The sequence below is a fragment of the Micromonospora sp. NPDC047738 genome (assembly GCF_040642675.1).
Taxonomy (GTDB): Bacteria; Actinomycetota; Actinomycetes; order Mycobacteriales; family Micromonosporaceae; genus Micromonospora.
Genome location: NZ_JBEYSO010000014.1, coordinates 90,858 through 103,478 on the forward strand (window position 1 = coordinate 90,858; position 12,621 = coordinate 103,478).

General features: G+C 70.9%; 11 protein-coding genes. 3 read left to right on the forward strand and 8 right to left on the reverse strand.

What is annotated here, in order from left to right; translation table 11 throughout:
• Positions 1-209 precede the first annotated feature (209 nt).
• Complete coding sequence (locus ABZ783_RS22185) at positions 210-1,373, forward strand: O-antigen ligase family protein (protein WP_357441328.1); 1,164 nt, start codon at positions 210-212, stop codon at positions 1,371-1,373.
• 158 nt (positions 1,374-1,531) lie between these two features.
• On the opposite strand, the gene ABZ783_RS22190 is transcribed toward ABZ783_RS22185, so the two are convergent.
• From ABZ783_RS22190 to ABZ783_RS22210, 5 genes are all read right to left on the reverse strand, one after another.
• Positions 1,532-2,920, reverse strand: a complete 1,389-nt coding sequence (locus ABZ783_RS22190) for a glycosyl transferase family 1 (protein WP_357441331.1) — start codon at positions 2,918-2,920, stop codon at positions 1,532-1,534.
• On the reverse strand, positions 2,898-4,298 hold the full coding sequence (locus ABZ783_RS22195; protein WP_357441333.1) for a lipopolysaccharide biosynthesis protein: 1,401 nt from the start codon (positions 4,296-4,298) through the stop codon (positions 2,898-2,900). Before ABZ783_RS22195 ends, ABZ783_RS22190 begins: the two co-directional genes overlap by 23 nt.
• A 9-nt stretch (positions 4,299-4,307) precedes the next feature.
• Positions 4,308-4,457, reverse strand: a complete 150-nt coding sequence (locus ABZ783_RS22200; RefSeq protein ID WP_357441335.1) for a hypothetical protein — start codon at positions 4,455-4,457, stop codon at positions 4,308-4,310.
• A gap of 127 nt (positions 4,458-4,584) precedes the next feature.
• On the reverse strand, positions 4,585-5,862 hold the full coding sequence (locus ABZ783_RS22205) for a glycosyltransferase (protein ID WP_357441337.1): 1,278 nt from the start codon (positions 5,860-5,862) through the stop codon (positions 4,585-4,587).
• Complete coding sequence (locus ABZ783_RS22210; protein ID WP_357441339.1) at positions 5,859-6,935, reverse strand: glycosyltransferase; 1,077 nt, start codon at positions 6,933-6,935, stop codon at positions 5,859-5,861. The genes ABZ783_RS22205 and ABZ783_RS22210 overlap by 4 nt, the downstream gene beginning before the upstream one ends.
• A gap of 172 nt (positions 6,936-7,107) precedes the next feature.
• On the opposite strand from ABZ783_RS22210, the gene ABZ783_RS22215 reads away from it, so the two are divergent.
• Positions 7,108-8,412 (forward strand): glycosyltransferase, encoded by a 1,305-nt coding sequence (locus ABZ783_RS22215; protein WP_357441340.1) that lies wholly within the window; start codon positions 7,108-7,110, stop codon positions 8,410-8,412.
• Positions 8,413-8,421: 9 nt separating this feature from the next.
• Here ABZ783_RS22215 and ABZ783_RS22220 read toward each other — a convergent pair whose 3' ends face one another.
• From ABZ783_RS22220 to ABZ783_RS22230, 3 genes are all read right to left on the reverse strand, one after another.
• On the reverse strand, positions 8,422-8,841 hold the full coding sequence (locus tag ABZ783_RS22220; RefSeq protein WP_357441342.1) for a hypothetical protein: 420 nt from the start codon (positions 8,839-8,841) through the stop codon (positions 8,422-8,424).
• A 370-nt stretch (positions 8,842-9,211) separates the two neighbouring features.
• On the reverse strand, positions 9,212-10,162 hold the full coding sequence (locus tag ABZ783_RS22225; RefSeq protein ID WP_357441343.1) for an NAD-dependent epimerase/dehydratase family protein: 951 nt from the start codon (positions 10,160-10,162) through the stop codon (positions 9,212-9,214).
• A gap of 180 nt (positions 10,163-10,342) precedes the next feature.
• Positions 10,343-11,332 (reverse strand): NAD-dependent epimerase/dehydratase family protein, encoded by a 990-nt coding sequence (locus tag ABZ783_RS22230; RefSeq protein WP_357441345.1) that lies wholly within the window; start codon positions 11,330-11,332, stop codon positions 10,343-10,345.
• A 321-nt stretch (positions 11,333-11,653) separates the two neighbouring features.
• Here ABZ783_RS22230 and ABZ783_RS22235 point away from each other — a divergent pair, with 321 nt between their 5' ends.
• On the forward strand, positions 11,654-12,583 hold the full coding sequence (locus ABZ783_RS22235) for an NAD(+)/NADH kinase (protein WP_357441347.1): 930 nt from the start codon (positions 11,654-11,656) through the stop codon (positions 12,581-12,583).
• Positions 12,584-12,621: the final 38 nt, after the last annotated feature.

A 12,621-nucleotide genomic window follows, 5' to 3' on the forward strand; every position in this document is an offset into this window, starting at 1 on the left:
CGACCTGCGGGGGCACGCCCATGACCGCGGCGCCGCCGCGGGTCGGCCGTGTCATGGCCGCGATCCCGCACGCCGCACCGACCGACTACCCGGCCCTGCCGGCCGCTGCGGCCGGTCTACCGTCTCCCCGGCGCCCATCAGCGACATCAGGAACCGGAGCGCCAGGCGGAGGCCTGGCCAGCGTGCTCGTGCTCTGCGTGGTGGCCTTCATGACGGCCAGGCCCCCCTCGTGGTCGTTCAACTACGCGGCGATCCTCGCGGTCGTCGCCGTCGCGCTCACCGTCCGGCTGCCGCGCCTGCGCACTGCGGACGTCCTCGCGCTACTCACCGGCGGATGGGCGTACGCGAGTCTGATCTGGACGGACTGGGCCAGTCTCACGTCGCCCGCGGCCTACCGGTATGCCTCGGTCTGCCTGCTCTTCGTGGCCGCTCGGCACGTGCTGCACAGGCGGCGCGACCTGTTACTGGTGGGATGGACGTTCCTGGCCGGCTGCGCCGTCGTCGCGATCGAGGTCATCACCGGGGCGCGGTCGCAGGGCCCGGTGGACTTGTTCGGCCAGCGGTACGGAATCGACGGCATCAACCTGAACTTCACCGCATACACCCTGACGGCGGGTATGGTGCTGGCCCTGGTTGTCGCCGCGGTCACCACCGGCCGGCTGCTGCTGCGGCTCAGCCCGCTGGCGATCGCCATGCTCCTCGGGTACGCCGTCCTGCTCACCGGGTGCCGAGGGGCAGCCGTCGGCATTGTGCTTGGGGCGGCGGTGCTGCTCATGGGCCGGCTCGTGCCTCGGCTGACCGTGGGCACCCTGGTCGTGGTCATCATCGCGCTCGTTGTGCTGGTGCCGCTCGAACTCCTCCCGGAACGCCAGATCATGTGGCTCGACAACCTGTACGACCGACCCACCGGCGACCTCTCCGGCCGCCTCGCCATCTGGCCGTACGCCCTGAAGACGTGGTCGGAGGATTTGCTGACCGGTTCTGGCGCCGGAGTGTTCATCGGCACCAACCCGTTCGAAATCGGACCGCACAACCTGCTGCTGACCGTCGGCAACGATCTCGGCCTGGTAGGTGTGCTGCTCTACTTCGGCGTGATCGCCGCGGCGCTGCTCGCCACCGCCCGCACCGGTCGGGTCAGTTTGCTGTTGAGCGGTACCTTCGCCGCCGCCATGGTCCCGATCTGGCTCAGTGGGCAGTGGGAGACATCGCTGGCGTTCTGGCTCGTCCTCGCGCTGATCAGCGTGCTGCCGCAGGCGGGCGTCCCGGCCGGCGGCTGGGCGTCGAACGGCCGGCATCACCGGTCCACTCGCGTGATTCCCCAGTCGCCACCCCGCAGCACGCCGGCGAAGATCTCCAGGCCCACTACGGGTTGAGCCGGCGGGCTCGGCAGCACGTCCCTTGCCCGGCCAGGGTCGCAGGCCGGGCCGTGGTCGATTCCACCAGCCAGTCCCCCGGTTGGCCGCCGTCGGCCGGGGAGCGCGAAACCTGATAAGCCGATGAACGCATCCCAGCCGGCGGCCCCGGTGCCGGCTCAGCCTCTGGACACCTCTGCCGCCTGCAACCGCCGGCGGTGCGCCGACGGGAGGCCGGTCGGGCGGCCAGCCGCCTCCCGGAGCACCTCAGCGAAGCGGGCCGCCACCTGGTCCGCGCGGTGGTGGCGCACCGCGTACGCCAGGCCCTGCCGACCGAGGCGGTCGCGCAGGGCGCGGTCGGTGCAGAGCCGGGACAGCTCGGTCGCGAGCGCGGTGGGATCGTCCACGCCGACCACCACGCCGGCCCGCGCCGCGCCGATGTGGGCCATAGAGGCCAGCTCGGCCGGACCGAAGCCGAGCAGCGGCCGGCCGGCCGCCAGGTACTGCGGGATCTTGGTGGACAGTGAGTAGCGGGTGTAGCGGCGGTGCTCGGCCGCGAAGGACTCGACGTGTACCAGCACGTCTGACCGGCGCAACACCGCACCCACCTCGGCGCTGTCCAACGATCGGCCCAGCCGGACCGCCGACAGCCCGGCGAACGCGTCGCCGTAATGGACCAGGTCCGCCGTCGGTGCGTGCACCGTGAGCCGGACCGGCACGTCCCGCGCCGCGAGGAGTCCCACCGCTTCGCATACCCGACGCAGCGACCGCCAGCGGTCCAGATGCAGGCCGCCCACGTAGACGAGCTCAACCACCGGCCGGTCCTGCTCAAGGTCCGGCGAAGCGTCCGGGGCGGCGAACTCCGCCGCGTTCACGCAGTTGCCGAAGGTGGCAAACGGCAGCCGGTACCGGCGCTCGTACTCGCGGGCCATCGGCTCGCTGATCCCCATCCCGTACGAGCTGTGCCGCAGCGTCTTCCGGACGCCGGCGCGCACGGCGAGGCGAGGCAGGCCGAGCACCTGTCCCTGCGCGTAAAGGGTGCTCGGCCAGTCGTCCATGAAGTGCGGCACCAAGGATGCCCGGCACTCCTCGGCGGCGACCACGGCGAGACGCATTACCCGGATGCTGCCGATGGTCGTGTAGATCACTTCCGGGCGTTGTGCGCGCAGCCACGCACGCACGTCGTGAGGTACCCGGATCGGGCTGAGGTCGAAGAACGCCCGAAACTGGATGCGGAGCCGGGCACGCAGCGGACCGGGGAGCGGCGCGACGGCCGGCTGCTCGACCTCTGGCCCCACTGTGCCGCTGGTAGGGTGCCGGCGGATCCGGTGCCACAGCCGGAGGGCGTGGTGCTCGACCGGTGCGTTTTCAAGCACGAACCGCCGGAACGTGCCACCGATCCCCGGCCCCGGCTCCCGGTCTTCGAGGTAGAGCTGGGACAGCCGGTCCGCCGGCCAGCCGGCGAACAGGTTCGACAATGTGATCCCGGTGCCGGTGGTGCGGTCCAGGACCGCCCCGCTCACGATCAGCACCCGAGGGAACTCCTCACGGGGCGACAAGCTGCTCACCCGATCCTTCCTCGATCACCTTAGGGCGGTGCCGCCGCAGCGTCCGGTGATAGCCGTAGAGCGCGGCCGGAGCGACGGTCAGCGCGTAGCAGGCAGCACCGACCCAGGGCACGACGTTGACCCCGAGCCACTCGCCGCCGTACCACTTGCCGACAGTCGACAGCGCCAGGAAGACAGTCCAACCGATCAGTTGCGGCCCGATGACACCGGCGGCGTTCTGCACCATGAACCGCGGCGAGAGCCCGGCCTGGAGCACCCACCACGCGCCGAGACCAGCCAGCAGCCACGGGTCACCATCCATCGGCACCGGAAGCCACACGGCGAAGAGCCGATCGCCGAGCAGCACGAAGGCAGCGGCTGGCAGGCCCGCGGCGAGCACCGAGACGACTGTCATTCGGCGGGTGATCCGCAGCACCCAGTCGAGCTGCCGCTGCGCCAGGGCATCCCCATTGGCGGGCCAGAGCGGTACGTTCACGAGCGCGGCAACGAGCCCGACCTGGGCCAGCAGCTTCGCCGGCACGGCGAAGGCGGCCACGCTGGACAGGCCGAGGGTGTGCGCGATGATGAGCGTGTCGGCGTTGGTGGCGGCCGACATGACCACGGTCACCAGGAAGAACAGGCCACTGAGTCGGGTCAACTCTCGAGCGGTCGCTGCCTCCACCGCCGCGAGCCGCGGGCGCAGCTGCGGGCATTGTCGTCCGAAGAACCAGACCGTGTTCGCCAGGTTGACCAGCAACGGGGCGGCGGCCGATGCGGCGATGACCAGGATCGGCGACTGGTCGGCCCACACCAGCCCCAGCACGGTCGCCACGCCGGCCAGGTTGCCCCCGGTCTGCCACACGTTGCTCCAGCTGACCTGCTGGTAGGCGTACTGCACGCGGACGATCAGCGAGAGCGGGACGTTGAGCGCGAACGCGGTGAGGCTGATCAACGAGATGAGCCGGGTCTGCTCGGGGGTGATCTGGCCGGTCACGTTGAAGACCTCAACCCACGGGATGGCGTCGGCGAGCAGCCAGAGCAGCCCGGTCAGGAAGACCGCGAGCAGCGAGAGGGTCAGGTATGCGCTGGATATGTAGCGCCGCGCCCGCATAGTGTCACCGTGCGCGTAGCAGGGGGCCAACTTGGTCATCAGACCGCTGCCCAGCCCGAGGTCCGCGAAGGCCGCCATGGCGGACAGCGAGGCGACGGCCATCCAGAGGCCGTACAGGTCCTTGCCGAGGAACGGCAGAGTCACCGGGACCGTCAGGATCGGCGTAAGGAAACCGGCGGCCCGGCTAACCAGCGCGGTGGCCACGCCGGAGAACAGTCGTCGGGTGCGGTCGGGTGCGCGGCCGGCGCTGGCGGGGGGCCCGTCCCGGTCGGCGAGCGTCGTGGACACGGCCTGCTCCTACTGGCCGGCGAGCCGCAGCGGCGCCTGCGAGCCGTTCAGTTTCTGCGACAGCCGGGCGGAGGGATCCGCGACCGCCATGACCCGAGTGACTGCCGGGGTGATGTCCACCCGCACGGGACTGACGCCGATGAAGGTGGGGCCCGTCACCGCTACCTCCACGTCGTCCCCCGTCCGGTCGTACGCCAGCCCGGCGATCGGCGCGGCTTACCACGGGACAACGAGCAGAGCCACCGATGAGTCACGCAAATCGGGCAGCGCAACCGAGGTCGTGGCGTCAAGGGGTGCGAGCGGCGGCAGCCACCACTTCGGGCGAGCGTTCGGAGTGGCTGGACCCAGCAAGCGCGGCAAGGAAGTTGCGCATCCGCCTGCCCTGCGCGGACGGTCCACGGGTGCCACGAACGAAGGCCGCCCCGCCGCGTCCGATCCGGGCACCCTCCTCGGGGGGCAGCCGAAGGACCCGATCAATGGCCGCCCGCAGGCCCGCCGCGCTGTCCGAATCGGCGAACTGCAGCCACGGCTCGTAGTCGGCTGGAATGCCGGTAAGTCGAGTGGTCACCACCGGGACGCCGGCGGCGAGGTACTCGATGAGCTTCGACGGAAAGGACCACCGGACGAAGTCCTGCCCGACTGGACGGGGGTTCACCAGTACGGAAGCGCTGGCCAGCCGGGGCAGCAGGGCCGCTCGAGGCAGCAGTTCGGGCAGCGCGATGCGCGGGTCTTCGGCAGCCTGGCTGGCAATCCACTGCTCCAGTTCACCGCGTCCGTACACCCGCAGCCGCAGGTCGCAGTCCGGCAGCCCCCGGAACGCCGCAACCAACCTGTCCACCCCGTACGAACGGCTGAGACCCCCGGCATAGACGATCTCCCGAGCACCCCGCGCCGCTGTCGTCGGCTCTTCGACCGTGGTCGAGGGATTGGGCACCGCATGGAAGATGCCTTCCATGACCAGCCGGGGCAGGCCCGGAGCGAAATCGTCGGCGAGGGCAGGCGTCAACGCGATTATCCCGGAGCAACGCGACAGTGCCATCTGGACCAACGCCCGATCAAGCCGGCGCAGCAGCCGGACCAGCCGTCCGTCGGTGGGCAGGACGACGCTGGGCGGATCGGTCAACACGGGGACCACCCGTACGCCCAGTCGACGCGCGCGCAGCGCACCGAACCACAAGAACGGCGAATGCACACCGTGCACCAGCAACACGTCCGCCCTCGATTCCCGCAGCGTCCGCGCGCCCATCCGCCACACCGTGGCGAAGCGGGTGAGGTGCTTCAGCCCGAGCACATTGACGAAGCCGAGCAGCTGCCCCGCCACGCCGTCCTGCCGAAAGGAGCCGGACCGGAAGCGGAGTTGCCGGTTGCCGGGCCAGTTGGAGACGGGCGCGGCGGAGAGGAGGTGGACCGGGCAATCTGCGGCGCGCAGGCTACGGACGAGACCCCACGCGAACGTATGGGTCTGGACCGGCATGACCCAGTCCCGTTTCATGATCTCCACGAGGAGGTCGTCCGGCACGGTGAAGCCGAGCAGCACGACCGACGGGTTGCCCGCTGTGCTCACCGCTGCAACACCCGCTGGTAGGCGCCATCGAGGGCCGCGAGCATGACATCAAGGCTGTAGCGCTCGGCAACGACTTTTCGTGCGATTTCCCCCAGGTGGCGCCGCTCAGCCGGCTCGTCGAGCAGGGGCACCAACGCCGCCGCCAGGGCTTCTGGATCACCTGCCGGCACCAGCCGGCCGCCCCCGGAACGCAGCACCTCCACGTTGCCGCCCACCCCCGAGGCGACTACCGGCAGCCCGTACGCCATCGCCTCCAGCAGCGCGTTCGACAGGTTCTCGTGGAGGCTCGGGAAGACGAAGATATCGGCGGCCGAGAGCAGGTCCGGTACATCCAGCCGGTTTCCCAGCGGCCGGCACTCGGTCGCATCCACTCTGGCCAGGGCCGCCGCGATGCCGGCCCGGTCGGGCCCGGAACCGGCGACGAGCAGCACGCGTCGACCGGTCGTCGGAGGCAGCCGGCGCAGGGCGTCAGCCAGCACGCCGTACCCCTTGTCCCAGGTCAACCGCGCCACCGCGATCATCACGACGTCGTCGGGCCGCAAGTTCAACTCAGCGCGGACCCGGTCCCTACCGGCTGCGGGTTCCGGCGGCAGGGGGACACCGTTCGGGATGACACCGATGAACCGGGCGCCCGCGGCGGCCAGGAAGTCACGCCCGGCGGCGTACTCACAGACGGTGGCGACGTGCGTGGCGGCTCGCAGGGTGAACGGTTCCGCGCCGTGGACGAGTAGCCGGCGCCGCCAGGACTGGCCCGCGTGCCGCAGGTCCCGTACGGTCCCGTGCACCGTGACCAGGATCCGCCGGCAACCGGCGAGCCGCGCGGCGAGGACTCCGTGGAAACCCTCGTTCTGCAGGCCACGTACGTGCACCAGGTCCGGCCGCACCCGGCGCAGCATGCTCACCCACTGCCAAAGGAGGGGCATGTTCAGCGCACCATTGCCGTGCGGCTGGTGCATGCGGAGGAACTCGTAGCGCTCGGCGAGCGGCGAGGCGAGCACCCGCTCGACCGCGGTCAACGGACCGTTCGCCCCGGGCGAGCCAGCGAAGTGCTGGACGACGACGGGCCGGCTCACCGGCTGCCTCCCGGCACCGGCCGCCGCCGGGAACGGTCGGCTCTCCCCCTCGGCTCCACGTCTCCCCCTTGCAGACAACGTTCCGGCGCTGCGACCGCCACAAGCAGGACAGCGTATGATGACTCCGACAAAAGCCCCTTACCTACATGAACGACCGAAATGCTGAGGTGGAATGGACCAGACAGCAACGACCTCCACTGCCCCGTCCCCGCGCGCCGTCGCCGCGCCGGCGTCGCCACGACTGCTCGTCCTGAGCGCGTTCCGGTTCCCGCACGGCGACGCCATGTCGAACCGACTTCTCCAGCTCGCCCGCTCCGCGGCACCGGCGGGAGGCACTGTCCTGGTGGTCAACGACTGGCCGGACGACGGGAGTCGGCCCGATCCCGCGCCCGTTCTGCCACCGGAGGTGCAGCTGCTCACGCTTACCAGCCGCGCCCACGGTCGGCTGCTCCGGTGGCTGCGGCGGCAGACGCGGCCGGTCCGGGTGCTGCGGGCGCTGCGCCGAGCAGGCGTACGGCGAGGCAAAGTGAGCGGCGTCTACATTCCGTTGAACCTGTTCAACCTCACGACCTGGGCGGCCCTGCGTGCCGTCCTGCGCGTCCCGGTGCTGGTCGACGTGCTCGAACGGCACGATCCCGGGCAGTTTCCCCGAGGGCGGCTCGCGCCCTACTTCCTCCGCCACCGGTGGTCGTCGCTGCTCGCCGGCCGCCTTGCCAGCCGGGTGGTCGCCGTCTCGGAGACGCTCGGCGCCCACTACGCGGGGCACGGTCGCCCGGTCCTGGTGGTTCCGCCGCAGGTCGACTGTGCGCAGTTCACCTCGCCCGCGCCGCCACCCCTGGCCAGCGGTCTACGGATCCTGTACGCCGGCTCACCTGGCCTGAAGGACCTCCTCGCCGTCGTGCTGCAGGGCCTGGCCAGGTTGCCCGCACCGGAACGGCAGCGGGTCCAACTGGTGGTCGCCGGCGTGTCGCGTCTGGACGCTCCCCGGTCCTCCGATTTGGATGCCGGCCTGCTCGACACCGACTCCGTCGCGTTTCTCGGTCGGGTCCCCCGGGAACGGGTGCTCGCCGAGCTGCGCCGCTCGCACTTCTCGGTCCTGGTCCGGCCGGACGCCGGGTACGCCCATGCCGGCTTCCCGTCGAAGGTGCCCGAAAGCCTCGCCGCCGGCTGCCCCGTGCTGCTCAACCACACCAGCGACCTCGCCCGGTACGTGAGCGACGGTCGGGAGGGCATCGTGCTGGACGGGCCCACCGCGGAGGATGTCCGCCGAGGGCTCCACCGGGCGCTGCAACTCGACGACTCGCAGTGGCGACGGATGAGCCAGGCGGCCCTGGCCCGCGCCCGCGACTTCGACTACCGCGCCTGGACCCCGATTGTCCGCACCTTCGTCTCCGGTGTGGTCGACGCCTCGAACGCCCCCGGAAGGTCCGCCTTCGCGTCCGGTTCCTCGTCGCCCAACCGTCGGTCCGCGGGGTAGGGCGTGCGCTCATGCTCGCGGATGGTCGCCACCGGCCACCGCAACCGGATGACCCGCGCCGGATTCCCGGCCACGATCGGATAGGGCGGCACCGACCGGATCGCAACAACTCCCGCCCCGACGACGGCATCCCCGTTCGATCGTCCAGCGTGCAGCACGATCGCGCGGACGCCTATCCATATGCTCCTCAATGGCCACCTCTCGGTCGTACCGCTGCTCCTCGGGCTGATTGCCTACGGAGATCATGGGCCGGCCGACGATGTCGGTAAGTGGTTCCCGCCCCTGAGGTGACCTCTGGGCCGAACATGACGTAGCCACCGATCCGGATCCGCCCGGGGCGGCGATCAGCATCGGCCGGTAGCCGAGGTCGCCGTTGCTGCCCAGCTCGATCGTCTCGAAGCAGAACACCCAGTCCGGATCAAAGACCATGTTGTCCTCAGGCCGCGAAGCGCGCGCGAGGGCCCAACCCCGGACCGCCCGCCGATTCCGACGACCGGTCGTCCACACGAGGTCGGCCGCCGACGCCAGCCGCCGCATCACCGGGTCCGGCCGGCCTAGCCACCTCCGGACCGACGGCCTCAGCGGGCGGGAACACCCTCGTGCTCCTAGATCACGGCGGCGTTCTTCCGGACCGGCAGGTGTCCTGCAGCCCAGCGACCTCGCGCGCGTCGTGGTCAGGTACCCGTCGGTACTGCGGATCCGGTCCCTCAGGTCGACCCCGATGGAGCTGGCGAAGTCCTCGTGGTCGCGGGCGCAGGCCCTGCAATCGGCGTTCCGCGCCGCCGAACCGGCTGGTCGGTCATCCCACCGGCTGCTTCGACACCTGTGTCGCGTACCACTCCACCGTCGCGCGTACCCCCTCGGTCCACGTCACGGGAGCCACGTCGGGGAAGAGCGCGCGCAGCGCGGAGCTGTCGGCCTCCGAGTCCCGGACGTCGCCGGGCCGGGGTGCCTCATGCACGACGTCCATCCGCCGGCCGAGGACCTGTTCCAGCTCGGCGATCAGTTCGAGCAGCGAGATCCGGGCTCCGAAGGCGAGGTTGACGACGTCGGGGCTGGAGACCTGACGTAGCACTGCGTCGACGATGACGGAGGTGACGCTTCCCACGTAGGTGAAGTCGCGGGTCTGCTGGCCGTCCCCGTGTACGCGCAGCGGCTCTCCGGCCAGCGCGGCCGAGACGAACCGCGGCACGACAGCAGCGTACGCGTGGTTGGCAGCCTGGCGGGGGCCGAAGACGTTGAAGAAGCGGAAGGGCAGCACCGCCATGCCGTAGCAGGCGGCGAAGGCGAGGGCGTACGCCTCGGTGGCGAGCTTGGAGACCGCGTACGGGCTCACCGGCATCGGCCGGAGTTCCTCCACGCGGGGCAGCACCGGGTTCACCCCGTAGACAGAGGACGAGGAAGCGACGATCACCTGGGGCACGTCGTGGCGGCGTGCCGCCTCCAGCACGCTCAGCGTGCCGGTGGCGTTGGCGTGGTGACTGCCGATCGGGTTGTCGATCGAGCGGGGTACCGAGCCGAGGGCGCCGAGGTGGACGACGCTGTCGGCGTCGGCGATCGCCTCGTCAAGCACGTCGGGGTCGAGAATGGTCCCGATGATCAGGCGGACGGGCACGTCGGCGAGATTGTCCAGCGAGCCGGTGGACAGGTCGTCCACCGCCACGATCTCGGTCACCTGTCGGGCGTCGGCGAGGGCACGCACGAGGTTCGAGCCGATGAAACCGGCGGCCCCGGTAACGACGATCTTCAAAGGACCTCCTCGTTGCGGCCACGCGGCGGCCATTCGCGCAGGGCACCGGTCTCCGCCCCGTCGTTCAACGAGAAGTTCCGTTACAGGTTATGCAAAAACGCCCACTGCTCCCTATTCGTCCCGAGCTCGCCCGGGAGACCGGGATCTCCCGCCGGTGTGAGCTTGGCTCGCCCCTCCGCCTCAGCCGACGATCGGCTCGGCCCGGCGCTGGGGCCGTGCGGCCACCTGGGCCCGCAGCGGAACGTGCGTCTGGTGCCACGCGACCGTGGCAGCGAGCCCCTCGGCGAGCGGTACGGCTGCCGCCTGCGGAAACAACTGGCGCATGAGATGGTTGTCCGCCTCGGAGTGCAGGATGTCTCCCGTTCGGGCCGGCGCGTACCGCCGGGCGACCGGTCGACCGAGGATCAGTTCGAGCTCGGCCAGCACCGAGTGCAGGTCGGTCCGGGCGCCGAAGGCCAGGTTCACGGGTTGGGGCTGGTGCACGTGCCGCCGGACAGCGTCGAGGATGATCTCGCAGACCGTGTCCACGTAGGTGAAGTCCCGGCTCTGGTGGCCGTCACCGTGGATGACCACCGGCTCGTCATGCAGGGCGGCGTGCACGAACTGGGGGATGACCGCCGCGTACGCGTGGTCGTGGCGCTGGCCGGGGCCGTAGACGTTGAAGAGGCGGAAGGCGAGGGTGGGCAGGCCGTAGCAGGCCTGGTACGCGGACGCGTACGCCTCGGTGGCGAGCTTGCCCGCGGCGTACGGGCTGAGCGGGCTGGTCCAGGTCAACTCGCTCTTCGGCAGCTCGGGATTGGCACCGTAGACCGATGACGACGAGGCCAGCACGACGTGCCGGACACCCTCTCTGCGGGCGGCCTCCAGGACGGAGAGCGTGCCGGTGGCGTTGATGCCGTGCGCGGCGATCGGCTCCCGGATCGAACCGGGCACGCTGGACATCGCGGCCAGGTGAACGACCACGTCGCGGTCCGCCATGGCACGGGACAGCCGGGCCTCGTCCAGGATGGAGCCTTCGCGCAGCTCCACGTCGAGTCCGGCCAGGTTCGACCTGCTGCCCGTGGAGAGGTCGTCGAGCACCCGGATGTCGGTGACGGCCGGGTCCGCCGAGGCGATCCGGACCAGGTTCGCACCGATGAACCCGGCGCCCCCGGTGATCAGCAGTCGCATCGCGAACCTTCCCCTTCCGCGCATTCCCCTGTCGTCCGCGCCAGCGGGGCGGGCGCCCGTGAGGACAGCGGACCGTACGGTGCACCAGTCACCTCGAGGTCGGCGTGGATGCCGCAGCATGCCACTGCTGTACCGCCCTCCTGCCGACGAACCGTGATGTCAGCTTAGAGGGGAATCTTTCGGTTTTATCCGATTCTGCCCCCCCGTGTCGGCGCGACCCCCGCCGGGCGGCCACATGATCGCCCAGCACTCGACATCCCCGCCCGCGTCGTCGTGCCCGGTTTACCCGCCTTGCCCCCGGTCCTGTGGTGAGCTGTACCGGTGGCGGGGTATGTGTTCGGGCTGGTGCTGCATCCCACCCGGGACGTCTCCGACGTGGTCGGGATCATCGACCGGTGGGCGGTCCGGCACGGCAAGACGCTGGCCGTCCGCGCCGAGGACCGGCACCGGGTCCCGTCGTCGGTGCAGCCGGTCCCGGGGCCGGAGCTGGCCGCCCGCTCGGACGCCTTGATCAGCATCGGCGGGGACGGCACCATGCTGGGTGCGCTGCGCGCGGCGGTGCACGACCCGAAGCCGGTGCTCGGGGTGCACCTGGGCCGGGTCGGCTTCCTGGTCGAGGTGGAGCCGCCGGACCTGCCGCGGGCGCTGGACCGCCTGGTGGCGCACGACTTCACCATCGAGTCGCACGCCTGCCTGGCCTGCGACGTCTGCGGGGACGACGTGGTGGCGTTCAACGACGTAGCCCTGGTCCGCCAGCCGGGCCTGGGCTTCGTCACCGCCAGCCTGGCCGTCGACGGCCAGGAGTACGGCTACTACCGCTGCGACGCCCTGGTGGTGAGCACGCCGACCGGCTCGACCGCCTACAGCTACGCCGCCGGCGGACCGCTGGTGTCGCCCGCCACCCAGGCGGTGGTGGTGACGCCCTCCGCGCCCATGTCGGGCATCTCCCGATCGGTGGTGTTCTCACCCGAGGAGAGGATCCGGCTCGACCTCCGGCCCAGTTCGGCGCCGGTGGCTGTCGAGGTCGACGGCCTCGTGATCCGCGATGCCGCCACGGAGGGCGCGGTGGAGGCCCGGTACGTCCGCGACGCCGGCCTGGTCGTCCGGCTCGATCCCCGCCGCTACCAGGAGCGCAGCCAGCTCAAGCTCAGCCTGCTCGACCTGCCGCTGCTGCCCGACCAGCTCCGGGAACTGCTGCCCGAGGAGCTGCGCGAGCAGCTCAACCGGCGCGAGCTGGCCCCGCCCCGCTGACCAGGGACGGGCCGCCGGACGGGAGTCCGCCGCTGACG

Bases quoted from the DNA above. Each gene is read 5' to 3' on its own strand.
- ABZ783_RS22230 (WP_357441345.1), bottom strand. From the start codon at position 11,332: ATGCGACTGCTGATCACCGGGGGCGCCGGGTTCATCGGTGCGAACCTG.
- ABZ783_RS22215 (WP_357441340.1), top strand. From the start codon at position 7,108: ATGGACCAGACAGCAACGACCTCCACTGCCCCGTCCCCGCGCGCCGTC.
- ABZ783_RS22185 (WP_357441328.1), top strand. From the start codon at position 210: ATGACGGCCAGGCCCCCCTCGTGGTCGTTCAACTACGCGGCGATCCTC.
- ABZ783_RS22220 (WP_357441342.1), bottom strand. From the start codon at position 8,841: ATGGTCTTTGATCCGGACTGGGTGTTCTGCTTCGAGACGATCGAGCTG.